A 24,022-nucleotide genomic window follows, 5' to 3' on the forward strand; every position below is an offset into this window, starting at 1 on the left:
TCGGAGGCCGGCGATGACCCATTCCTTCACCCGTACGCTCGGCATGCGGACGATCCTCACCCTCGTCTTCGCCTTCCTCTACATCCCGATCGCCGTGCTGGTGGCGCTGTCCTTCAACGAAGGCGGATTGCCGACGGCATGGTCGGGCTTTTCGCTGAAATGGTATGCCTCGCTGGCCGGCAATTCCGCAATCCTTTCCGCTGCGCTCAACACGCTGATCGTGGCGTTGGTCTCCACGGCCATCGCCACGCTGCTCGGCACGCTGCTGGCCATCGGCATCGAGATGCGCCGGCAATACGGCAGGGGTCTCGAGGCGCTGATCTTCGCACCGATGATCATCCCCGACATCGTCCTGGCGATCGCTCTGCTGTCGTTCTTCTCCATGCTAAACCTGACCATGGGCCTGCACACCATCATCCTCGCCCATGTCGTCTTCAACCTCGCCTTCGTCTGCTCGGTGGTGCGCGCAAGGCTAAAGAGTTTCGACTGGTCGATCGTCGAGGCCTCCGCCGACCTCGGCGCCTCGGCTCTGACCACCTTCCGGCGTGTGACATTGCCGGTCATCGCGCCGGCAGTGATCGCCGGCGCTCTGCTTGCCTTCACGCTCTCGGTCGACGAGTTCATCATCGCCTTCTTCACCGCCGGTGCCGGCCGCGCCTCGACGACGCTGCCGATGCAGATCTACGCCATGATCCGCTTCGGCATCACGCCGGAGATCAACGCGCTGGCGACCATCGTCATGGCGGTATCCATCACCGCGCTGACCCTGTCGCAGCGGCTCAACCGTGGGATCATCGGCCAATGAGCGAACCGCGCACGCTGCTGGCCATTGATAACGTTTCGAAGAAGTTCGGCCGGGTCACCGCCGTCGACGGCATCTCGCTCGACATCCGCGAAAACGAGTTCTTCGCGCTGCTTGGACCCTCCGGCTGCGGCAAGACCACGCTGCTGCGCATGCTGGCCGGCTTCGAGACGCCAACCGACGGCCGCATACTGCTCGATGGCAAGGACATCGCCCGGACCTCGCCCAACAAGCGGCCGGTCAATCTGATGTTCCAGTCCTACGCGCTGTTCCCGCATATGAGCGTGCGCGCCAATGTCTCCTACGGATTGGAGATGGAGCGCTTGCCGAAAGCTGAAATCCGTTCCCGCGTCGAGGCCATTCTGGCCACCACCGAGCTTGTCCCCTTCGCCGACCGTAAGCCTGAGCAATTGTCGGGTGGCCAGAAGCAGCGCGTCGCGCTCGCCCGCGCGCTGGTCAAACGGCCTCGGTTGCTGCTGCTCGACGAACCGCTCGGGGCGCTCGACAAGAAACTGCGCGGCGCCATGCAGTTGGAGCTGAAGCGCCTGCAGCACGAAGTCGGCATCACCTTCGTCATCGTCACCCACGACCAGGAAGAGTCACTCGTCATGGCCGACCGCATGGCGGTGCTCAAGGACGGCCAGTTGCTGCAATGCGACGCGCCGCACGTGATCTACGAGCATCCCGCCGACCGTTTCGTCGCCGACTTCATCGGCGTGATGAATTTCGTACCGGGCAAGGTGTCTGCGGATGGCGTGATCGCCGCGAACGGCGCGCGCATTGCCGGCAAGGTTCCCGCCGCGCTTTCACCCGGCGCTTCCGCCGTGGCCTCGGTGCGACCCGAACGCATCCGGCTGTTCCCGTCACCCGAGACCGCCAACCGCACCGCCGGCATGGTCGAGGCGCTGGCCTATCACGGGCTGGACCTGCAGTTGCATATCCGCACGCCTCTGTCGCCAAAACCATTTCTGGTGCGCGTCACCGCCGATGCCGCCGACCGCCGGCCGGTCTCGTCAGGCGATCAGGTCGAACTCGGCTGGGACGCCGCCGATGTCAGAATTTTTCAGGAATAGGAGAGCTTGATGGCGCAGAAGACGATCGCGTTTTTTCCCGAAGCGGCCTACGGCCCGGCGCTCAATTCGGTCGGCATCGCGCAAGCGGTCGAGGCGCGCGGCCATAAGGCAGTGTTCCTGTCCGACCCCGGCTTTGTCGATGTCTACAAGGGTTACGGCTTCGAAGCGCATCCGGTGAACCTGTCGGAGCCGATGCCGCCCGAGCAGATGGCGAAATTCTGGGAAGACTTCATCAACGGCCACATCCCGAACTTCCGCAAATCGCCCTACGATCAGGTCGACAATTACGTGAAGGATTGCTGGACCGCGATCGTCGACAGCGCCAAATGGGCGCAGAAGGATTTGCCGCGAGTCCTAGCCGCCATCAAGCCTGATGTTATTTGCGTCGACAATGTCATCCTGTTTCCGGCCATCAAACAGTTCGGCAAGCCTTGGGTGCGCGTCATCTCCTGCTCGGAAAACGAGATCGAGGATGAGGACATCCCGCCGCATCTCTCCGGTTGCGGCGAGAACGACCATGTGGGCCACCAGCGCTATCGCGATCATTTCAATGCGGTGATCAAGCCCATCCACGACGACTTCAACGCCTTCCTCACCGCAAACAATGAAGCGCCCTACCCCGTCGGCCAGTTCTTCGAGGCCTCGCCCTATCTCAATCTGCTGCTCTATCCCGAAGCGGCAAAGTTCAAGCGCCGCCATCCGCTCGACCCGGCAAAGTTCCAGTATCTGGAAGGCTGCGTGCGGCAGGAAAAGCCCTATACCGTGCCGACATTCGCCGAGAACAATGACGGGCCGCTGCTCTATGTCTCCTTCGGCAGCCTCGGCGCCGGCGATGTCGATTTGTTGAAGCGCATCATCACAACACTGGGCAAGACCCGTTACCGCGCGTTGGTCAATGTCGGCGGCTACAAGGACCTGTACACGGATGTGCCGGGCAACGTCATCGTCGAGAGCTGGTTTCCGCAGCCTTCGGTCATTCCGCAAGTCGATGCGGTCATCCACCATGGCGGCAACAACTCGTTCACAGAGTGCCTCTATTTCGGCAAGCCGGCCATCATCATGCCCTATGTCTGGGACGGCCACGACAACGCCACCCGCGTCCAGGAAACCGGCCACGGGTTCGGTATGCCGCGCTACGACTGGAGCGACGCCCAGATGGTCAGCAAGATCGAAGCCTGCCTGACTGACCCGAAGATGAAGATCAGGCTGGCGAAGACCTCGGCGCAGATGCATGCCCAGAACGGGCCGGAAAAGGCCGCAGGGTTGCTGGAGAAGTTGCTGTGACCTCCTCCGCCCCGCACCTTTACCAAGCCTCCACCCGCACCGACCTCGTCGACTGGGGCGCCCAGTCCGACGCGCTGGACGGCGCGTCGCACTCGACCGGCAGGCTTGTCCACAAAGGACCCAACAACCAGCCGGAATCCGGCATCTGGATGTGCACGCCCGGCCGCTGGCGGCTCTCGATTCCGCGCGACGAATTGTGCCATTTCGTCGCCGGCCGCGCGAGCTACCGGTCGGATGCCGGGGAGGTGGTAGAAGTCGCAGCCGGGACCGTGGTCATGTTCCCTGCCGGCTGGACAGGCGAATGCACCGTGCATGAGACCATGCGCAACGTCTACATGCTGGCTTGAACAGCAACGGAGCTTCCCAATATGCCGACACCGCACTGGCCAAAGGCCTCGACCGTGAAACTGGAGGACTGGGGCGGGGGCAGCAACACGCTTGCCGGCCCGCCGCGCGCCTCGGGCAGGATCCTCTCGCAGAACCCGGACGGCTCAAGCGAATGCGGCCTGTGGTCGTGCACGCCAGGCAGCCGCAAGGTTACCTTTGCCGCCGACGAGTTCTGCCATTTCCTGTCGGGCCGCGGGACCTATGTCCGCGAGAATGGCGAAGAGATCCCGGTCGAGGCCGGCACGCTGGTGTTCTTCCCCGCCGGCTGGGCCGGCACCTCCACCCATCACACAAACACTGACCAAGGCCTTCATGTGCCGCTGAGCACTTTTTTAAAGGAAATCGCCATGACCACGCCAATCATGCAATCCCCACTTGCCATCACCGACCTCGTCGACTGGGGCGTCATCCCGACCATGATCGAGGGCGAGTCCCACACCTCGGGCAAGCTGCTCTACAAGGGGCCGGAGGGCCGTTCGGAATGCGGCCTGTGGGTCTGCACCCCCGGCAAATGGCACTGCCATGTCACCCGCGACGAGTTCTGCCACTTCCTCGAGGGCCGCTGCACCTATGTGCACGAATCGGGCGAGGTCATCCAGATCGAGCCGGACACGGCGGCGTTCTTTCCTCAGAATTGGAAAGGCGTCTGCACCGTCCATGAGACCATCAAGAAGGTCTACATGATCCGCTGAGCGGACCTGAAAGGATGACCATGCAATTCTCCGCTGACCGACCGGCTTTCTTCGTCAATCCGGACTACCGGCCGATGACCGGCACGGCAAAACCGGTGATCGATCCGGCGACGCTGGAGACCGTCGGCTCGATCTCCGCCGCAACGGACGGTGAGATCGATGCGGTGCTGTGTGCCGCAACCACGGCACAAGCCGCCTGGAAGAAGCTCGATGCCAAGAGCAGGGCCAAACACCTGCACGCCGTCGCCAACGCTATCGAGGCGGCAGACTTCACCCGCTGCGCAGAGCTGATGGTGCGCGAGATGGGCAAGCCTTATCCCGAAGCGATCGGCGAGATCGCCAATTGCGCACCGATCTTCCGCTACTACGCCGAGATGGCGCGCGACGATGCCGGCAAGATCGCCGGCACGACCCAGGCCGGTTCGTTCCAGTATGCGCGCTACGAGCCGTATGGCGTCTCCGTCCACATCATGCCCTACAACTTCCCGATCCTGCTGATGTGCTGGACGGTTGCGGCCTCGCTTGCCGCCGGCAATGGCTGCATCATCAAGCCGGCCGAAGCCACGACGCTGTCGACACTCGATTACATGACCGTGTTCCGCTCGCTGCCCGAAGGGCTGGTCTCCTGCCTGCCCGGCACGGCCGCCACCGCGCAGGCGCTGATCGCCTCCGAGCGCACCCACGCTGTCGCCTTCACCGGCTCGTTCGCCGCCGGCAAAGCCGTGGCAGTCGCCTGCGCCGAGCGCATGAAGCCTTGCGTCATCGAAGCCGGCGGCAGCGATCCGCTGATCATCAGCGAGCACGCGCCGCTGGAGGTGGCCGCTGCCGGCAGCGTCACCGCAGCCTTCCACCTGACCGGCCAGGTCTGCACCTCGGCCGAACGCTTCTTTGTCGTCGACTCGGTTCACGATCGCTTCGTCGAGCTGTTCGCCGAGGAGACGCGGGCGCTGCGCATCGGCAATGGCATGGACAAGACCGAGATCGGCCCGCTGGTCAGCGAAGCCGCCCGGGCGAAAGTGATGCGGCTGGTCGATGATGCTATCAGCAACGGCGCTATAGCCGTTGCCGGCGGGCGCATTCCGCCGGCGCACAACACTGGCTGGTTCTACGAGCCAACGATCCTGACCGGCGTCACCCCCGATATGGCGATCGTACGCGAAGAGTGTTTCGGACCGGTCGCCGCGATCTGCCGCGTCAAGGATTTCGACGAGGCGATCCGGCTTGCCAATGACAGCCCGTTCGGCCTCGGCGCCTCGGTGTTCACCACCGACCTCGCCGAGGCGCATGAGGCGGCCGAGCGGCTCGAGGCCGGCATGGTCTGGGTCAACAACCCGCTGATCGACAATGACGCCTTGCCCTTCGGCGGCTGGAAGGCATCAGGCCTTGGCCGCGAGCTGGGACGCCAGGGACTCGACGCCTTCCGACGCTCCAAGATGGTCATCATCGACCACAGACCGGCGATCCAGGACTGGTGGTACCCTTACCCCGACAGCTGGTTCCGCGAGACAGGCGGCCGCAAGCACGTGTGAGCCCGGCCAGTCCAAAACGTAAGCTGATGCTTACGCATCTGCCGAGATAGGCCGGCTATTTCAACGCTTGAAGCTTGTCGATCGCGGCAGTGAATCCGGCAAGCGAGACCGGAATGGTCACCGGCTTGCGCGTCACCGACTCCATGCCGATGTTCAGGTTGGTTCCCGATTTCATCGCCTTGACGAGGTCCGCCGACAAAGGGGTCGCGGCATAGGCGCCGTTCTGGTCGCTGGTCTGGATGGCGATGGTCGTCTTCTGCCCCTGGTCGATCTGGTACGAGGCGCCGGAAGGCAGGAACAGCCCGTGCGGCAAGGCCAGCAGCATGGCGAGGTTGCCGTTGCCATTGTCGCGGCGAACCGTAACGGTAAGAACGCGCTGCCCCGTCTTGGCCTCGGTAAGGTTTTGGGAGACCTGGCATTGAAGCTCGGTGCCGGCCGATCCGCTGGCGCAGTTTAGCGCCCACGGATTGCCTTCTGCAGGCTTCGTCTCGGCAGATTTGGTTGACTTCGGCTCTTCGGCAAGCACCGACCCTGCCGACACAACCAGCCATAGCGCGCCGACCCAGGCGGCCCGCCCACAAACGGTTCTCAGCAATGAAGCCACCCGATCCTCGTCGTGTCAGGGTTTCGCCGAGCGCGTTGATACAACAGCCGAGCCTGGCGGGGAAGCCAATACGGTACATGAGCGTCGGCTAAATTACTGTTGCTGGATTACCACAATAAACAACTTTGAAATCTTGTATGTGTAAAGCAAACGATCGATGCTCGCTATACACTGGGATTCGGATAGTATTATCGACGGAGCGTGTACTCGTCGGGGTTCGCAAGGGATGGAGACGACCGAGAAAACTCGGCAGATCAATGACATGGCGACGCACGGAAGAAGGTTCCGGGCGAATACCAAGTATCGCCGGTCAGGTTTTTCCAGACATCTCTGGAAGACGACTGCGCTGTCCACTCTGGCACTTGCCCTTTCCGGCATAGCCGCCCATGCCGGCGACACCGGACTGTGGCAGCCGCAGGTCCGCGCCATCATCGGCGCCAACAACAATGGCGGCAACACGGCGATCGAGGGTTTCCTGCCGCTGAAGCAGAACCTCGAATCCGTTCTCTTTCTCGATGTGCGCTCGAAATACGATTTCGACGACGGCTTCGGCCAGGACGTCGCCCTCGGCGTTCGCCGCATCGTCAATCCGGATCTGATGATCGGCGGCTACGCCTATCTCAACATCCAGAACCACGACAGTCACCAGTTCGTCGCCTCGACGCTCGGCCTCGAGGCCATCACCTCAAAATACGATGCGCACGTAAACGTCTATCTGCCGATCAGCGGCGACCGCAGCACGGCCGGGCAAGAGTCGAGCCTGTCGCTGGTCGGTCATCAGCTGATCGAGCAGATATCGGCCATCGCCCACCGCGATTACGCGGCCTGGGGCATCGAGGGCGAGGTCGGCGTTCAGGTGCCGCTCAACCTGCCCGAGAACCATTCACTGCGTTTCGATGTCGGCGCCTACCATTTCGGCGATCCCGACGGCGACGACGGCAGCATCACCGGCGCCAAGGCCGGCCTGGAATATTCCATCGGCGACGTCATCGGCAAAGGCACGTCGCTGACCTTCACCGGCGAGGTGCGCAACGACAACCGCGATGACACCCAGTTCGCCGGCAGCATCCGGCTGACGGTGCCGCTCAACGCTTTCGACAAGGGCTCGTCTTCGGCCGATGACGGCGCCGAGCCGGTCTATCCGGTCAGCCCCGGCCTGCGCAAACGCGTTAACGAGCGCGTGCGTGGCGATATCGGCGTTCGCATCGAGAGCCAGGACAAAGTTACCGGCACGTCGACGCGGGTGGCGATCAATGCCGCCACCAACACGGCATTCGGCCAGTTCTTCTTTGCCGATGGTGACAACGACGCGCTCGGCCTCGGCACGATCGGCGACCCGACCACGCTCGACAATGCGGTCGCCGGCGCCGGCGCGAACGGCGTCGTCGTCGCGCTCGGCGGCAAGGGCAACATTACGACAGCCGGTGTGACGCTCGCCAACGGCCAGACCGTCATCGGCGGTGGCGGGGGCGTCCAGGCGCGGCTCGTCGACGGCAGCATCGGCACCTACAATTTCGGCGGCTCCAACGGCACCCTCCAGGGCACCAACCCCGCCAACAACGTCCTGACGCTCGCCAATGGCAACACGCTGAGCGGCATCATCATCACCGGCGGCAAGGACGGCATCTTCGGCAACAACATCGCCGGCGCCACGCTGACCAACGTCACGGTCACCGGCACCGGCGGCCACGGCGCCGACTTCACCGGCACCTCGACCGGCGTCAATGGTTCGAACTTCACCGCGACCGGCAACGGCCTCGACGGACTGCATATCGAAGGCGACGGCACCTATAACTTCACCGGCACGACGCTGCTGCAGGGCAACGGCGACGACGGCCTGGATATAACCGGCCACGGCACCTACACTTTCGCCACCCTCAACGCGCTCGACAACAACGATGCCGGCATTACCGTGAAGGGCACCGGGGTCGCCGGCTCGATCACCATCAACGGCGGCCAGGTGTCGGGCAACAAGGCGCTCGGCGACGACGGGGTCGGTGTCTTCATCGATCCGATCACCGCCCATATCGTGCTGGATTCGATCACCCAGACCGGCGGCGCATCGGGCGTCGTGCTCGAGAATCTTTCGGGCAGCTTCACCGTCAACGGCGCGACGACGATCTCGAACACGACCGGACCGGCCATCGCGATCACGGATTCGCCGGCCGCGATCCGCTTCGGCGACATCGACATCACCAATCCCGGCACCGACGGCATGGTGTTTGCGGGCGCCAACACATCAATAATTGCCGGCAACATCGTCATTGCTGGCCTCGGCTCCGGCGTCGGCCTCGATTTCTCCGGCAGCCAGACGAATTTCACCGCGCAGTCGCTCAACATCACTGGCACAGGCGCCGCCGGCTCGATCGGCATCGATCTGTCTTCCCCGAGCGCGGGCGGGGCTACGATCGTCATCACCGATGGCGGCGCGATCGCCAATGTCGACACCGGCGTGCGCTTCGGCATTTCCGGCTCGCCGGCCAATTCGGCCAATGCCCAATTCAGTTTCGGTGGCGGCTCGATTGCCGGCATCACCGCCTCCCTCGACGCGCGGGGGCTCAACCAGACGCTCGGGCTCTATGCTTTCGGCTCGACGACCTTCAGCGGCCCGCAGCTGTTCGACCAGCAGAATGTGATTTTCGTCGGCGCGACCGCGACCGGTTCGGGCACCGGATCCTCGCTGCTCGATCTGGCGACGGTCGCGACGGCCGATGCCAATACCGACGGCACCGCGATCTTCGTGCTGGTCAATCGCGGCACGGACATAGACGATGCGGACGCCTTCTCGCTGAGCGCCGGCCAGACGCTGGCTTCGTTCGGCAACGGCCGCACGTTCTCGCTCGGCGGCATCCCGATCAATGTGACGGGCGACAATGTCGTGCACAGCAGCACCGTCTCCGACGCCGGCGGCGCAGCCACGCTGACCAATAGCGGTGCCGGCGACACGGTGACGCTCGCCAACAATACCTCGCTGCTCGACTTCAACCTGTCCAATACCGGTGGCGGCAACGCGGTTCACGGCAGCGCCGTCAGCAATGTCACAATGACGGGCCTGGCCGTCAGCGGCGCCGACCTGAACGGCTTGCTGTTCGACGGCACCAATACCGTTACCGCCACCAACCTCAGCTCGACCAACAATGGCGGCGCCGGCTTGTCGATCCAGGGCGACGGAACCTATTCGTTCAACGGCACGACGACGCTGTCGAACAACGGCACCGACGGCCTGTTGATCAACGGCAACGGTACCTACGGCTTCGAGACGCTTGACGCCAAGGTCAATGGCGGCAGTGGCGTCGACGCCAAATCGACGGGCGCCGGCAAGCTGACGACCACTGGCGGAACGATCTCCGGCAATGGCGGCAACGGATTCAGCGCATCCCAGATTGGGCTCGATGTCACGCTGACCAGCCTCAACCAGATTAGTGGCGGGACCGGTGTCGGCCTCACGAACGTCACCGGCAGCTTCGATATCTCCGGCTCGACGACGATTTCGAACGTCGCAAACGGCATTGTCATCCAGAATAGCTCGGCAACGGTAGGCTTTGGCGGCAATGTCACGGTCACCGCTCCTTCTGGCTCTGGTATCATACTGGCTGCCAATTCCGGTGCCATCACTTTCGGCGATGTCGCGATCGACCAGCCGGGCCAAAACGCGATCGACATTTTCGGTACGAACGGCACGATCAGCTTCGCCAACATCGACATCACCGGCCTGCCGCCCGGCAAGACCGGGCTCGACCTGTCGGGCAGCCAGTCGACCTTCACCGCCACCTCGCTCGACATCACCGGCGCCGGCACTTCGACCGGCATCGACCTTTCCGGCACCACCGGCGGCTCGGTGACGATCGGCACCGGCGTCATTTCCGCCGGCACCGGCGTCCAGATGGGCACGCACGGCGCGGCCGGGACCAGCGCCAACACCACCTTCTCGTTCGATGCCGCCGGCGGCGCATCGATCACCGGGACCACCGCCTCGCTCGACATGCGCGGCCTGCTGGCCGGCAACGGCACCTATGCTTTCAATGCCACCCATTTGGTCGGCCCGCAGCTGTTCGACACTGCCAACGTCATCTTCGTCGGCGCAGCAAACACCGGGACCGGCTCCGGCGCGAGCGTTGGCGACCTTATCAACGCCGACGCCGCCGACGGTCTGACGACCGACGCCAACACCATCTTCGTCCTTGTCAACAGCGGCGCTGGAACTATCAACACCGATGCCGACGGCTTCACGCTTGCCGACGGCCAGCAGATCGTCTCCTTCGCCAACGGCAACACCGTCGCTCTCGTCGGGCCGCCGGCCAACGTCACCGGCGCCGAGGTGGTTACTTCGGGCACCCAGGTCGATCCGTTCGGCAATGGCGCCGCCACCCTCAACAACTCGGCCGGCAGCACCATCGATCTCGCCAACGGCAACCGCGTCGCCGACCTCAGCGTCAGCAATGCGGGTTCGGGCTCGGCGATCAACGGATCGAATGTAAACGCGGCCACCATCACCGGGGTGACGATCAGCAGCGCCGTAACCGGCATCGACCTGACCGGCGCAACGGGTGCGATCAACATCACCAACACGACGATGGGCGGCGTCAGCGGCACTGGCCTGCTGGCCAGCAACTTCGGCGGCACCGGCACCTTCAACAATTTGGACATCACCGGCGCCGGTATCGGCGTCAGCGTCACGGGCGGTTCCACGGGCACGCTGACCTTCGACAATGCGAGTTCGATCGCCGGCACGACGGGCACGGCGCTCAGCATTCTTGGAGCAACGCCTAACCTCACCTACAACGGCACCATCAATCAGACGAGTGCCGCGAGCGCGGTCATCATCAGCGGCATGACCGGCGGCTCGGCCACCTTCGCCGGCCAAATCACCGCCAGCACCGGCGCGGCCAACGCCATCGACCTGACCGGCAATGCCGGCGGCACGATCAATTTCACCGGCGGGCTCGACCTCACCACCGACGGCGGCCTTGCCTTCAGCGCCATCAATGGCGGCACGCTCACCGTCACCGGCACTAACACGACCGCATCTGGGCTCGGCCCTGTCGAAAACGGCATCCATCTCGGTGGCGCCGGCGGTTTGACCATCGGCGCAGGCGGCGTCATTTTCGACAGCGTCACCGTCGACGGCTCAGGCGGCGCCGTGCAGACCGGCATCCTCATCGAAAACACCAGCGGCGGCAGCGTCACCTTCGGCGCTGTCGACATCAATCGCGTCACTGGCGACGCCATCCGCCTCACCAACGTGGCCAACGCCGTTACCTTCAATGGCACGACGACGATCGACACGGTTGTTGGCGGTGGCCCCGGCTTCGTGGTGCAAGGCAGCGCCGCGACGGTCAATGTCAACAATCTGGTGACGACGCTGGTTTCGGGCGACGACGTCAGCCTGACCAACAACACCGGCACGATCAACATCGGCGGCACCATCACCAATTCCGGCACCGGCAACGGCGTCGTGGTTTTTGGCGGCAGCGCCGCGATCACGGTCTCGGCCAACATCTCCAGCTCGGCAACAGCACCAGGCACGGCGGTCAAGATCGACGGCACCATCGGCGGCTCGGCCCAGTTCAGCGGCAGCGTCACGTCGACCGGCACCGGAAATCTGTTCGCCATCGGCTCGACATTGCCCCCGGCAGGCGGTGCGTTCAGCTTCACCGGCCCGACCCTGTCGGCGAGCGGTGGCGGCGGCGCGGTGGTCGGTGGCATGATCGGCACCGCAACGTTGAATGTTACCACCCCGCTATCGATCACCAATGCCTTGGGCACCGGCCTGTCCGTCTCCGGTGTCGCGAGCACCGCATCGGCAACCTTCGGGGCGGTGACCGTGACGGGCGCCGGCGGCATCGGCATCAACATTGTCGGCAATGCCGGCCCGGTGACCTTCGGCACGACCCAGGTCACGCTGGGCACCACGAGCGGCACTGCCGGCATCAACTTCGCCGGCACCAACAACGATGTCAGCTTCGGCACGACTACCATCGACGATGTCGGCGCCAACCAGACCGGCATCGACTTCAGCGGCTCCTCGACGACGGCCGATTTCGGCCTGACGACGATCACCGGCCTGGGCGACCTGACCTCGCGCGGCATCGACCTGTCGTCGACCACGGGCAACAAGGTCATCACCTTCCTGCAGGGTTCCAAGATCGACAATGTCGGCGTCGGCGTCGAACTGTCGTCCGGCGGCACCACGGCGACTTCAGCCAATGCCACCTTCACCTTCGGCGACGGCGATTCGACCGACGGCCTGGAATCCTTCATCACCGCGGCCGTTGGCGGCTACACCGTCGACACCGTCGGCCTCGACCCGATATCGGGCAACTACGATTTCGACGACGTGTTCTTCACCGGCAGCGCCAACCTCGCCACCGCGCCCGGTTCGGTCACGCTGGTCTCGCAGTCGGGCGGCTTCATCGCCGCCGGCACGACCGGCAATCTCAGCATGGGCGTCAACACCATTTCGCTCGCCGCCGCCGATGCGCTGACAGGCGCGCAGAACTTCGCCTTCGTCGGCACGATCAATCTCGGCGCCACCGCCTTCACGCTCGATTCCGGCCAGACGATCACCGGCTTCGGCAACAGCAATGTGGTTTCGACCGGCACGATCCAGCCGGCCAACGTCCAAGGTGCTCTTGGCGCCACCGGCGGCAACATCACCGGCGACGAGGCCGTCGTCAGCGGGACGGCCAACTTGATGCAGCTGCTCGGCGACAATGCCGTGCGCCACACCGCATTCGACTTCAGCAGCGCGGCCGGTGCCGCCTTCCTGATCGACCAGAGCGCGGCCGGCTTCAGCAATGCCAGCGGCATCACCATCGAAGGCGTGACGATCTCGAATGTCGCGGCGGGCCAGACCGCCATCCAGGTTACCGGCCTCAATGGCAGTCTGTCGGTCATCAACAACAACATCAACCTTGCCGGCACGCTGCTCGACGTCAATGGCGGCACCAGCACCATCTCGGTGTCGCGCGGCTTCCTGCCCAATGGCGGGCCGGCCGGAACGCTGACCGGTGGCGGCATCAACATCGCCAACCGCACCGGCGGCGCGGTGACCTTCACCGACCAGGTGGCCATCACCGGCGGCAATGGCGTCTCGATTTCGGGCGGCACCGCCGGCGGCGCCGTCAATTTCAATGGCGGCCTCGACATCACGACGTCCCTCGCCACTGGCCTCAGCCTCTCGGGGCTGAATGTCCTGACCGTCGCGAATGCCGGCTCGACGACGATCAACGCTACGGGCCAGACAGCGCTATCGCTGCAAGGCACACTCGGCGCCGGCGGCGTCAATTTCGACAGCATCACCTCGAGCGGCGGCACAAGCGGCATCATCCTCAACGGCGTCACCGGGGCGGTGAATGTCTCCGGCGCGACCAGCATCACCGGCACCAGCAGCTTCGGCATAGACGGCACCGGCGCCAACACCGGCACGTTCACCTTCGGCGCGGTGACGGTCAACAACACCGCCACGGCCGGCGGCGGCATCCATGTGGTATCAGGCACGGTCAACGTCACCGGCCTCGCCAACATCGATACGACGAGCGGCGTCGGCCTGTCGCAGAGCGGCGGCACGACAAGCTTCACCGGCGGTGTGACCATCGACACCACCTCCGGCACGGCCATCGTGGGCACCGGCGGCACGATGGGCATCACCGCCACCGGCGGTGCCGAGACGGTAAACTCGACCCTCGGCCAGGCGATCAACCTCATCAACGTCACCGCCAGCATTGCGCTCGACTCGACCTCGTCGGGCGGCGGCACCAACAATGTTGGCCTGGCCAATGTCACCGGAACAGTCAGCCTCGGATCCGGCGCATTGAGCGGCGCTTCGGGCGTCGCATTCCTGCTCAATGGCGGTGCTGCGACCGTCAGCTATGGCGGCACGGTCACCAAGACCACCGCCGGCAAGATCGTCGACATCTCCGGCGTCACCGGCGGCACGGTCACACTGTCCGGCGCGCTCAGCGCCACCGGCGGTTTCGACAATGGTGTTTATGTCCACGGCAACTCCGGCGGGACCATCACTCTCAGCGGTGGCACGAAGACGCTGACCACTGGCGCCAATACGGCGGTCGACTTGACGACCAACACCGGCGCGACGATCAACTTCGATACGGGTGGCCTGGTGATTACCACCACCTCCGGCACCGGCTTCAACGCCAGCGGCGGTGGCATGGTCAGCGTCGGCGCGCTCCTCAGCGACAACAGCATCACCACGACGGCCGGCGGCACCGCGTTGAACCTCAATGGCGGTACGATTGGCGCTGCGGGCATGAATTTCGACAGTGTTTCGGCCACTGCCGCCGCAACCGGCATCTCGCTGACCAATATCGCCTCGTCCGGCGGCGGCGCCATCATTCTCGGCACGGTCAACCTGCAAGGCATCACCACGCGTGGTGTCGATGTTTCCGGCACGCTTGGCGCGGCGCTGTCCTTCAACGATCTCGACATCGGCCTGAACAGCACCACGGGCGTGGCCTTCGACCTCAACGGTGCCACCATCAATGCGGCGGTGACGGCCAATGACTTCGATGTCACCAATGCCGCCGCCGCCGGCACCTCGATCGCCGTCGACCTGCGCGGCGCCATCGGCGGCCAGACGGTGCGCCTCGGTGATGCCGTGGTCGGCGGCGCCAGTTCGAGCATAGCCGGGGTCAACACCGGCGTGTTCCTCAACAGCGCCACCAACCTCGCTTTCACCTATGGCGACGGCGAATCGGCGACCGACCAGCTCTCGACCATCGGCGCCAATGTAGGCATCGACGCCTCCAGTGCGCCGGTTGCCGGCACCTACAACTTCCAGGACGTGAACTTCCAGTCGACCCCGGGCTTGGGCTTCGGTGTCGGCAAGGTCTATTTCGTCGGCGCTTCCGCGGCCGGCGACGGCAGCGGCCGCGACCAGAACAATCTGGCGACGCTGACCACCGCCGAAGCGGCAGCAGTCTCGACGGACATTCTCGTCCTCGTCAACGATGGCGGCGTCATCACCGCGGCAGGCAGCAATGGCAACGATACGCTGGCGCTCGCCATCGGCGAGCAGGTGCGCGGCTTCGGCAACGGCAACATCAACCTGGCGCTGACGGTGCCCTCCACCATCCAGCTCGCCAGCAACAACATCTCGATCATCGACCAGACGCCCAACGGCGCCGCGACGCTGACCACGAGTGCCGGCAACAATGTCATCACGCTCGGCGCGAGCGGCAATATCATCGACGGTTTCATCCTCGATGGCAGCCCGGCGGGCGCGGCGCGCGGCATCAAGGACAATGGTGGCGGTGCGAATACTGTCATCAGCAACATGACTATCAGCAATTTTGCCACGCAGGGTATCGAGATCACGCCGTCAAACAGCACGACGATCAACAACGTTACCTTCTCCGGCAACGCCAGCGATGTGTGGCTGAACGCGCCCAACAGCACCATCACCAACGTCACCAGCACCGGCGCCACCGGCATTGCCTTCAGGCTCGACAACACCGTCGGCACGACGACGCTGACCAACGTCAACATCACCACCGCAGCGACCGGCACCGGCATCGCCTTCGGCGGCGCGTCGGGCGCTGGCGGCACGATTGCCGGTACCAATGTCGATATATCGGGCGGCAGCGGCCTTTCGGTGACCGGCGGCAACGCGGTGATCAGCTTCGACGGCGCTAGCTCCATCATCAGCACGTCGGGCGCGGCGGCCACGATCTCGACCCGCGCTGGCGGCAGCTTCACCTTCGCCGGCTCGGTGATCGCCAACGGCGCTGCGAGCGGCATCAGCATTTCCGGCGCGACGGCGGCCAATACGGTGAGCTTCACCGGTACGGTCGATCTCGGCACCACGACGCCGATGACCGGCACCGCAGTCGCAATCAACAACGGCGCCACGGCCTCGACCGTCAGCTTCGCAAACCTCGACATCGTCACCAACGGCACCACCGGATTCAGCGCCGTCAATGGCGGCACGGTCAATGTGACGACCGGCAAGGTGAGCTCCACTTCCGCGCAGGCGGTCAACCTCAACGGCATCGCCACCACCACCGGCATCAATTTCACCTCGACCAATTCGACCGGCGGCACCAACAACGTGTCGCTGACCAATGTCACCGGCGCCGGCACTGTCAGCCTCGGCTCCGGTGCGCTCGGCGGCGCGACCGGCGCGGCCTTCCTGGTCACCGGCGGCTCGGCCAATGTCAGCTATGCCGGCTCGGTCACCAAGACCACGGCCGGAAACGTCGTCAGCATCTTCACCCGCACCGCCGGCACCACGACATTGTCGGGCACTCTCAGCGCCACCGGCGGCGTGGCCAACGGCATCCTCGTCAACGCCAACACCGGCGGCACGATCAACTTCTCCGGCGCCAGCAAGATACTGACCACCGGAGCCAACAATGCCGTCGACCTGACGGCGAACACCAACACCGCGGTCAACTTCACCGGCGGCGGCCTGGCCATCACCACCACCTCCGGCACCGGCTTCAACGCCACGAGCAACGGTACTGGCACCGTGACCGTTATCGGCTCGGGCAACACGATTTCGACCGGCAGCGGCGTCGCGGTCAACCTTGACAGCGTTGCTATCGCGGCGGGCGGCGTGACCTTCGCTTCCACAAACAAAGGCGCCGGCGGCACCAGCGCCGTCATCCTCGATACCGTCACCGGTTCGGGAGCGATCGACCTCGGCACCGGCGCGCTGGTGGGCGGAACAAGCGCCGTGATCCGGATCGGCGATGGCCTAGGCACCGCCAACAGCGGCGGCACGGCGGCCTTCACCTATGCCGGCACCATCACCAGCGGCACCGGCCAGGCCATCAACATCCAGGATCGCGCCGCGGCCGCCGGCAACATCACGCTGTCAGGCAACATCTCTCACAATGTGGCGGGCGTGAACGGCATCCAGCTGGATGACAACGCTGCCGGCATCATCACCTTCTCCGGCACATCGAAGTCGATCACCTCCGGGTCGGCCATTGCTGTGAACCTGACCGACAACACCGGCGCGACGATAGACTTCATCAATGGCGGGCTGGTCATCAACACCACCGGCGCCGCCGGCTTCAATGCCACGGGCGGCGGCACGGTGACGGTGCAGGGAACCGGCAACAGTATCGCGTCCGGCACGGGCACGGCGCTTAATGTCGCCAACACGACGATCGGCGCCGGCGACGTGACGTTCAGGAGCATTGCGTCCAATGGTGCAGCCAACGGCATCGTGCTCAACAACACCGGCACCAGCGGCAATCTGGTGGTGACCGGCACCGGCGCGACGGGGGGCAGCGGCGGCACGATCCAGAACTCGACCGGCGATGGCGTCAGCCTGACCGACACTCAGGATGTCAGCCTGAGCAACATGATCATCAGCGACAATGCGGGCAACGGCATAAAGGGGCTGCGGGTCAACGGCGTGGTGCTCAACGGTCTGACCCTGAACAGCAATGCCGATGCCAACACCGAGTCCGGAATCCTGTTCAACGAACTTACCGGCAACGCCTCGCACGTCACCACGTTCACCAACCTTACTGTCTCGAACTCTTTCACCCACAATGTGCAAGTCATCAATTCCGGCGGCACGTTGACGAACCTTGTGGTGAGCGGCGGTACGTTCTCGAACAACGGCGCCTCAAACAATGCCGGCAGCGACTTCATCTTCGAGGCGGACGGCGCCGGTGTCGCCGGCGCGCCGACGATGACGCTGACAGTCGACGGCGCAACCTTCACCGGCAACAACGCCTATCCTGGACCGGGAGTCATCCCTGGAACCGGTCTGTTCGTCATTGCCAATGACGGCACCGTCAACGCTCACATTGGCGAGACCACGGGAAATCTATTCAACAATCTGAACAACGGCATCAACCTCACCCAGAGCAGCAATTCCGGCGCCGGCACGGGCGGCAATCTGAATTTCACCGTCCGGAACAACACCGTCACCAACAGCGACTCGACGGCCATCAACGTGTTCAGCAGCGGCGACCTCGCACGGACGCTTGACGGCATAATCGCCAACAACGTCATCGGTACGCAAGGCGTAGCAACCTCGGGATCGCGAACCGGCAACGGCATCAGGGTTGGGCATGAAAGCCTCGGCGTCGCCAAGGTGCTGATCGACAACAACATTATCCAGAGCATCGGCGTCAACGGCATAAGCGGTGGCGACAGCGTCTCGATCACGCAGCTCGTGCAGCCGGGCACCGTGCACGCGACGGTCACCAACAACACCATTCGCGACATTGCCGACAGCCGCGGCATCACGGTCACCGCCACATTTGCCGGCGCTATAATCAATGCCGACGTTCATGCCAACACCATCACCAACGTCAACAACGCCAATGCCATCCGCTTCCTCGCGGACGGCCTCGGCGGCGCCGACGGCACGATCAACGTACCGCAGGCGAGCGAGGCCGGTATCGAAACCGTCAATGGCGGGGCAACGGCACTGACGGACACCCGGACGTTCTTCAACCAGCCGCTGCCACTGCTGCCTGCCGCGACACCGTAGTCAGCAACCTTGGATTTCGTCCTAGGAAATATATTTTATGAATCTGATATCGACTTGTTGTCTTACTTAGGCATAATACAAGAATTCAGACAGTAAGCCGCCAACGGAGGGAACGGGGATGAGTGAGCCTTATTTAGGTGAAGTCAAGATCATTTCCTGGAACTATGCACCGCGCGGCTGGGCATTTTGTAACGGCCAGTTGTTGCCGCTTAACCAGAACCAGCCATTGTTCTCACTTCTTGGCACCAGGTACGGCGGCAACGGCCAGACAAATTTTGCCCTTCCGGATATGAGGGGACGTGCGCCGGTTCATACGGGCGGCCCTATTGGTGCAATTGTCGGCGGCCAGGGCGGCGAAGAGTTTCACACGCTCACGCTCGGCGAAATGCCGACACACAACCATTTCGTCAACGCATCGAACACTGCCGGCAACGTCAACAATCCATCCGGCGCGCTGTTGGGGGCGAACGCCAGCCCGATCTATCAGCCGCCTGGCAGCGCGGTGGCTATGGCGAAGGAAAACATCACTTTCGTCGGTGGCGGCCAGCCGCATGAGAACAGATCGCCCTATCTCGTCTTGACTTTCATCATTGCCCTGCAAGGCATATTCCCGTCGCGAAATTAAGAGGACGCTTCGATGAGCCAACCTTTTGTCGGCGAGATCAGGATGTTCGGTGGCAATTTCCCTCCGAATGGCTGGGCGTTCTGCCAAGGCCAGTTGATGCCGATCTCCGAGAACGAAACCTTGTTCAATCTGATCGGTACGACCTATGGCGGCGACGGGGAGGAAACATTCGCCCTGCCCAACCTCGCATCCCGCATCCCCGTCCATGCTGGCAAGGGCCCGCTGGTCAGCCAGACCTATATCATCGGAGAACTGGGCGGGGTCGAATCCGTCACTGTTTCAACCCAACAAATGCCGAACCATTCCCATACCTGGACCGGTTCGTCGAATATCGCCAAGAATCCGGGTCCGTCCGGCGGTGTCCTGGCGACATCGAGCCTGCTGACGCCTTATGTGGGTATCGCACCTGATGGCAACATGGCCGCCGGAGCCATTTCGCCGGCCGGCGGCAGCCAGCCTCACGACAATATGGTGCCGTTCCTCGCCGTCAGTTTCATCATCTCGCTATTTGGCATCTTCCCCCAGCAAAGCTAGAGACTTGCCATGACCAATCCGTTCGTCGCCGAAATTCGAATTTTTGCCGGAGATTTCGCCCCGACGGGGTGGGCGACCTGCGATGGCCAGCTCCTGCCAATCTCGCAGAATACGGCGCTGTTTTCGCTGCTGGGCACAGTTTACGGCGGCGACGGCAAGTCGACCTTCGCGTTGCCGAATATGGCTGGCTCCGCGCCCATGGGGCAAGGACAGGGCAATGGCTTGTCGGAGCGGTTTCTCGGCGAGACGGGTGGCGAAACGTCCATCACCCTTCTGCAAACGGACATGCCGCAACATAATCATTTTGTCGCGATATCCACCGAGAGTGGCGCCCAGGGAACTCTTACCGATGCGGTTGTTCTGGGGAAGTCGGGGGGCGGAACGCTGTATCAGAACAACACTTCGCAAAATCTGGTCCAGATGGACCCCCAGGCACTGAGCATGACGGGCAGTACGTTGCCTCACAACAACCTGCCTCCCTATCTGGCGATGATGTTCATCATTGCCATGCAAGGCGTTTATCCGGCGCGTCCGTAAGCGCCACTCCATGATCCAGCTTCCGATTGTGGACAACGGGCCTGTTATATTTTGCTGGGTGCGCGCGGCGCGGATTGATCTGACGTTCCGCCCGATGGCGGACGCCGATCTGCCGTTCATGTCGGCGCTCTACGCCTCGACCCGCGCCGAAGAACTTGCCGTCACGCCGTGGAGCGACGCGCAGAAAACGGCGTTCCTCGACATGCAGTTTCAAGCGCAGCACGCGCATTACCAGAAATACTATCCCAACGCCGACTGGCTGGTGATCGAGCAGGCAAGGCAAGATATCGGTCGCCTGTATATCGAGCGCTCGGCGAGCGAGCATTGCATCATAGATATCGCCTTCCTGCCGGCGCATCGCGGCAAGGGTTCTGGCGGTGCGTTGCTCGCCGATCTCATCGATGAGGCCGCCGCCGTCGGCAAGTCGGTCTCGATCCATGTCGAGAAGAACAATCCAGCGCGGCGGCTCTACAAACGCCTCGGCTTCACCGTTGCCGAGGACAAGGGCGTCTACGACCTGATGATCCGTTCGCCGTAAGGGCCGTGCCGGTCGTCACGTGCCGCGATACCAGGAGACGATGGTGAAACGTTCGTTGCGCGTGACCGGGGTGACTTCATGCGTCGTTTCCGAACGAAAGGCGACGAGAGAGCCCGGCAACGCGGGCATGGCAACGCGCAGGCCCGGGCCGCTGTAAGGCCCATGCAGGACCAGCGAGCCGCCTGCATAGCTTTTTGGCGAAGGGTTGTCCGATTGACGGTTGAGAAAGATCACCGCCGAGATCTTTCGGAACCGCGACTCGTCGTGAATGAGCGGCGTGTTGCCATCCTGGTGCGGCACAAAGAAATCGCCTTGCCGATAGTGAAGGAACTGAGGTTTCTCGACCTGGCCGAGCAGCAGCCCGAAATGCCGCTCCAGAGCCGCCTTCTGCTGCGCCAACAGGGCACTCACTCGCTCTTCAGTGGCCTGCGAAACATCGGCGCGCACGGTCTTTCGGATCTCCGGCCATGCCATCTTCTGGTCGGCACGCCCCAGCAGGCCGGCCGGACGGCCCACGGCCGCCCGAATTTCCGCGCACAGTGCGCTACACGCCGCTCCGTCAAATACGTCCGCAATCTCGATATAGTCGATCATATGTCGAGCCGCCGCGCTGCCAAATCGCCCTGATGGCCGGAGCGTCCCCGTGGCCGATCCGGTCGAAAAAAATCAGTTGAATACCGCCTCGTAAAGCCGCCCTGCCTCATCGGCAGCGATCGGCACGATGAAGATCTCATGGGCGCCGCTTTTGCCGTTGAACCGATAGATAGCCTGCGGCAGCGCCGCGTCGCGCGGCCCCCTGAACAGCAGCGTGAAGCCACCGCCGTCGCGCGGGCTGTTGGCAATGGGCTGCACCGCGCTCAGTTCCATCGTGAGCGTCTGACCGCCGGCTTCGACGGAAAAGCTCTGCCCCTGCTCGAAATCCGAAAGCGATGCCATGCGCCTGCCCTGGTTCGTCTGTCTTTCAGACGGCTCTCTTGAGATGTCTATCCCGTCAGCCAATCTCGCCGCTTCATGGCGTGCTGTCTATAGAGCTCGATCTCCAGAAGTACAAAAGAGCACGATCAAACAAACAGATAGATTTATCTTGGCCACGTAGGGTGAAGCAGCCGTCAACGCGTTGCGCACCGGCAGCCACTGGCCTAAACCGGAATGGTATAAGAGGAGAACACTAGGGATGACTGACGCGAAAACAGACACGGCCCCGGCCGGAAGCACCGCGACCAACGCGCTGCCGCTGTTCTACAAAAAACCCGAGGCGCTCAATCCGCTGCGGCACGGCTCACTCGGCCTTACGGCGCGGGCCGATTTCTCCTTTGCCCGCACCGCGCACGCCATCCCCGTCGTCGCATCGGAAATGCCGGCGGCGATGCGCTCCTATCCGATCGTTTTCATTGGCGACGCCAAGGCGCCTGTCATCATCACCGGTCTGCGCCAGGACCAGAACCTGTTCGTAGGCGCCGACGGCAAATGGGCGGAGCCGCATTACATTCCCGCCTATGTCCGCCGTTACCCCTTCATCCTCGCCGATGAATCGAAAACGACCGGCCGCCTGACCTTGTGCATCGACCGTGCCAGCGAACGCGTCGTCGAGCAGATGCCTTCGTCCAAGGACAGCGACGAGATCGCGCCCTTCTTCGACGGCAACGAGCCGGCCGAGGCCTCGAAGCAGGCGCTCGCCTTCTGCAGCCAGTTCCAGACCGACTTCAATGCGACTCGCGCCATGATCGACAAGATCGACGCGCACGGCCTGTTCGCGCCGCGGCAGAGCAAGGTGACGCTGGAGGGCGGCGAGACCCTCAACCTCACCGACTTTCAGGTGATCGACGAGCCGGCCTTCAACAAATTGAGCGACGAGGCGTTTCTCGATCTCAGGAAATCCGGCGCGCTTGCGCTGCTCTATTGCCATCTCGCCTCGAGCAACAGCTGGACCTCGCTGGTCTTCCAGGCGTCATTGCGGCGAGCTGGCTGACGCGGCCCGCGACGAAAAGCTTCGGCAAGGCGCGGGTTGTTTAAATCAACGGTTCGCGCCTTCGTACGACGATCTCTCCGCCGCTCGAATCATGCTGTTGTCGTGCAGATCGCTTGCCATGACGGGCTGGCGAACTCCCAATGCTCGACGTGTAGCTCTCGCCGAAATGCGCCGAGGCGGCATCACCCCCCGGTTCGCGGACCTGTCAATAAAGTCGAGCACGCCAGCCTTGCTGCCCTCCTCGATCGTTGAATAGCCGGTCGCGGCCATCGATCACGGTCCGAACGCAAAAAGCCCGCGTGAAGCGGGCTTTTTTTGTTGGTTGCGGGGACAGGATTTGAACCTGTGACCTTCAGGTTATGAGCCTGACGAGCTACCGGGCTGCTCCACCCCGCGTCACCTCCAGGGCAAGCTCTTGCTTGCTCCGGACTCTCCAGGGCAAGCTCTTGCCTGCTCCGGATCTGAAGCAAGCGTTTGCTTGCTTATCTGGACGTAAGCCTGGGCCTATGAACAGGATGGCTTACAGATAGGTATATGGCTGACCAAATGAAAGGGCCGCTTGCGCGGCCCGTGATCCCTTGGCGGGCCTTTTCGTAGAGAGAAGATTCAGTTTCATCCGGTTTGCGGATGAGAGTTCAACGTGCGTTTTGCAGACCTGGCAGCGACCTACTCTCCCGCGTCTTGAGACGAAGTACCATCAGCGCTGGAGCGTTTCACGGCCGAGTTCGGAATGGGATCGGGTGCAGCCGCTCCGCCATAACCACCAGGTCGGCAAAACGCACGTTATATCGAGAAGCTGTTTTTTCGTGCCAAGGCGACGTTTGTGTCTAGCTAACGGACAAAATCCGCAAGCGCGACTGCGCGTCGCCGGTCTACCGGCGCCCTCGCGGAGCATAGGCCCTGTAAGGGCCGCTCATGCGTGAGCGCTGGTCAGATCATCGTGTTTCACGATGAGCATAAGGAATGAGAA

At 63.3% G+C, this 24,022-nt stretch carries 15 protein-coding genes, 1 tRNA gene, 1 rRNA gene and 1 pseudogene; 13 read left to right on the forward strand and 5 right to left on the reverse strand.

Translation table 11 applies throughout. The features are described 5' to 3' along the window. Positions 1 to 13: 13 nt before the first annotated feature. The 7 genes and pseudogenes from NKJ58_RS16540 to NKJ58_RS16570 all read left to right on the forward strand — a co-directional run bounded on the left by NKJ58_RS16540 (position 14) and on the right by NKJ58_RS16570 (position 5,767). Positions 14 to 805: an ABC transporter permease gene (locus NKJ58_RS16540; RefSeq protein WP_023672946.1), complete on the forward strand. Its 792-nt coding sequence runs from the start codon at positions 14 to 16 to the stop codon at positions 803 to 805. Beyond that, positions 802 to 1,875 (forward strand): ABC transporter ATP-binding protein, encoded by a 1,074-nt coding sequence (locus NKJ58_RS16545; RefSeq protein WP_352853466.1) that lies wholly within the window; start codon positions 802 to 804, stop codon positions 1,873 to 1,875. The genes NKJ58_RS16540 and NKJ58_RS16545 overlap by 4 nt, the downstream gene beginning before the upstream one ends. Positions 1,876 to 1,884: 9 nt before the next feature. Further along, positions 1,885 to 3,159 (forward strand): glycosyltransferase, encoded by a 1,275-nt coding sequence (locus tag NKJ58_RS16550; RefSeq protein WP_352853468.1) that lies wholly within the window; start codon positions 1,885 to 1,887, stop codon positions 3,157 to 3,159. Beyond that, complete coding sequence (locus NKJ58_RS16555; RefSeq protein WP_352853470.1) at positions 3,156 to 3,506, forward strand: cupin domain-containing protein; 351 nt, start codon at positions 3,156 to 3,158, stop codon at positions 3,504 to 3,506. Before NKJ58_RS16550 ends, NKJ58_RS16555 begins: the two co-directional genes overlap by 4 nt. A gap of 21 nt (positions 3,507 to 3,527) precedes the next feature. After that, positions 3,528 to 3,770, forward strand: a pseudogene (locus NKJ58_RS16560) (cupin domain-containing protein); the annotation flags it as partial. Between the two features lie 123 nt (positions 3,771 to 3,893). Beyond that, the gene (locus NKJ58_RS16565; RefSeq protein WP_023737483.1) at positions 3,894 to 4,238 is read left to right on the forward strand and encodes a cupin domain-containing protein; all 345 of its coding nucleotides are present in this window, start codon (positions 3,894 to 3,896) and stop codon (positions 4,236 to 4,238) included. A 20-nt stretch (positions 4,239 to 4,258) separates the two neighbouring features. Next, complete coding sequence (locus NKJ58_RS16570; protein ID WP_023692049.1) at positions 4,259 to 5,767, forward strand: aldehyde dehydrogenase family protein; 1,509 nt, start codon at positions 4,259 to 4,261, stop codon at positions 5,765 to 5,767. A gap of 55 nt (positions 5,768 to 5,822) precedes the next feature. On the opposite strand, the gene NKJ58_RS16575 is transcribed toward NKJ58_RS16570, so the two are convergent. Beyond that, the gene (locus tag NKJ58_RS16575) at positions 5,823 to 6,371 is read right to left on the reverse strand and encodes an invasion associated locus B family protein (RefSeq protein WP_031197668.1); all 549 of its coding nucleotides are present in this window, start codon (positions 6,369 to 6,371) and stop codon (positions 5,823 to 5,825) included. A gap of 262 nt (positions 6,372 to 6,633) precedes the next feature. On the opposite strand from NKJ58_RS16575, the gene NKJ58_RS16580 reads away from it, so the two are divergent. From NKJ58_RS16580 to NKJ58_RS16600, 5 genes are all read left to right on the forward strand, one after another. After that, positions 6,634 to 18,849: a hypothetical protein gene (locus NKJ58_RS16580; RefSeq protein WP_352853472.1), complete on the forward strand. Its 12,216-nt coding sequence runs from the start codon at positions 6,634 to 6,636 to the stop codon at positions 18,847 to 18,849. A gap of 118 nt (positions 18,850 to 18,967) precedes the next feature. After that, on the forward strand, positions 18,968 to 19,474 hold the full coding sequence (locus NKJ58_RS16585) for a phage tail protein (protein WP_352853474.1): 507 nt from the start codon (positions 18,968 to 18,970) through the stop codon (positions 19,472 to 19,474). Positions 19,475 to 19,486: 12 nt separating this feature from the next. Next, on the forward strand, positions 19,487 to 20,008 hold the full coding sequence (locus NKJ58_RS16590; protein WP_023672956.1) for a phage tail protein: 522 nt from the start codon (positions 19,487 to 19,489) through the stop codon (positions 20,006 to 20,008). Between the two features lie 9 nt (positions 20,009 to 20,017). After that, positions 20,018 to 20,545, forward strand: a complete 528-nt coding sequence (locus NKJ58_RS16595; RefSeq protein ID WP_352812207.1) for a phage tail protein — start codon at positions 20,018 to 20,020, stop codon at positions 20,543 to 20,545. A gap of 10 nt (positions 20,546 to 20,555) precedes the next feature. Next, complete coding sequence (locus NKJ58_RS16600; RefSeq protein WP_352812205.1) at positions 20,556 to 21,083, forward strand: GNAT family N-acetyltransferase; 528 nt, start codon at positions 20,556 to 20,558, stop codon at positions 21,081 to 21,083. A 15-nt stretch (positions 21,084 to 21,098) separates the two neighbouring features. Here NKJ58_RS16600 and NKJ58_RS16605 read toward each other — a convergent pair whose 3' ends face one another. After that, positions 21,099 to 21,677 (reverse strand): 2OG-Fe(II) oxygenase, encoded by a 579-nt coding sequence (locus NKJ58_RS16605; protein ID WP_023733650.1) that lies wholly within the window; start codon positions 21,675 to 21,677, stop codon positions 21,099 to 21,101. 72 nt (positions 21,678 to 21,749) lie between these two features. Next, positions 21,750 to 22,019, reverse strand: a complete 270-nt coding sequence (locus NKJ58_RS16610; protein ID WP_023672960.1) for a DUF6916 family protein — start codon at positions 22,017 to 22,019, stop codon at positions 21,750 to 21,752. 238 nt (positions 22,020 to 22,257) lie between these two features. On the opposite strand from NKJ58_RS16610, the gene NKJ58_RS16615 reads away from it, so the two are divergent. Further along, a complete protein-coding gene (locus NKJ58_RS16615) occupies positions 22,258 to 23,052 on the forward strand; it encodes a SapC family protein (RefSeq protein WP_023685704.1) in 795 nt (264 codons plus the stop codon). Between the two features lie 319 nt (positions 23,053 to 23,371). Here NKJ58_RS16615 and NKJ58_RS16620 read toward each other — a convergent pair. Beyond that, positions 23,372 to 23,448: transfer RNA gene (locus NKJ58_RS16620), tRNA-Met, on the reverse strand. Between the two features lie 257 nt (positions 23,449 to 23,705). After that, positions 23,706 to 23,820, reverse strand: a 5S ribosomal RNA gene (gene rrf, locus NKJ58_RS16625). Positions 23,821 to 24,022 lie beyond the last annotated feature (202 nt).

Origin of the sequence: Mesorhizobium sp. M0139 (genome assembly GCF_040322455.1) — a bacterium.
In the GTDB taxonomy this organism is placed as follows: Bacteria; Pseudomonadota; Alphaproteobacteria; order Rhizobiales; family Rhizobiaceae; genus Mesorhizobium.

Bases quoted from the DNA above. Each gene is read 5' to 3' on its own strand.
- NKJ58_RS16540 (WP_023672946.1), top strand. From the start codon at position 14: ATGACCCATTCCTTCACCCGTACGCTCGGCATGCGGACGATCCTCACC.
- NKJ58_RS16610 (WP_023672960.1), bottom strand. From the start codon at position 22,019: ATGGCATCGCTTTCGGATTTCGAGCAGGGGCAGAGCTTTTCCGTCGAA.
- NKJ58_RS16570 (WP_023692049.1), top strand. From the start codon at position 4,259: ATGCAATTCTCCGCTGACCGACCGGCTTTCTTCGTCAATCCGGACTAC.
- NKJ58_RS16605 (WP_023733650.1), bottom strand. From the start codon at position 21,677: ATGATCGACTATATCGAGATTGCGGACGTATTTGACGGAGCGGCGTGT.
- NKJ58_RS16550 (WP_352853468.1), top strand. From the start codon at position 1,885: ATGGCGCAGAAGACGATCGCGTTTTTTCCCGAAGCGGCCTACGGCCCG.
- NKJ58_RS16565 (WP_023737483.1), top strand. From the start codon at position 3,894: ATGACCACGCCAATCATGCAATCCCCACTTGCCATCACCGACCTCGTC.
- NKJ58_RS16595 (WP_352812207.1), top strand. From the start codon at position 20,018: ATGACCAATCCGTTCGTCGCCGAAATTCGAATTTTTGCCGGAGATTTC.
- NKJ58_RS16590 (WP_023672956.1), top strand. From the start codon at position 19,487: ATGAGCCAACCTTTTGTCGGCGAGATCAGGATGTTCGGTGGCAATTTC.
- NKJ58_RS16585 (WP_352853474.1), top strand. From the start codon at position 18,968: ATGAGTGAGCCTTATTTAGGTGAAGTCAAGATCATTTCCTGGAACTAT.
- NKJ58_RS16600 (WP_352812205.1), top strand. From the start codon at position 20,556: ATGATCCAGCTTCCGATTGTGGACAACGGGCCTGTTATATTTTGCTGG.
- NKJ58_RS16580 (WP_352853472.1), top strand. From the start codon at position 6,634: ATGGCGACGCACGGAAGAAGGTTCCGGGCGAATACCAAGTATCGCCGG.
- NKJ58_RS16545 (WP_352853466.1), top strand. From the start codon at position 802: ATGAGCGAACCGCGCACGCTGCTGGCCATTGATAACGTTTCGAAGAAG.
- NKJ58_RS16615 (WP_023685704.1), top strand. From the start codon at position 22,258: ATGACTGACGCGAAAACAGACACGGCCCCGGCCGGAAGCACCGCGACC.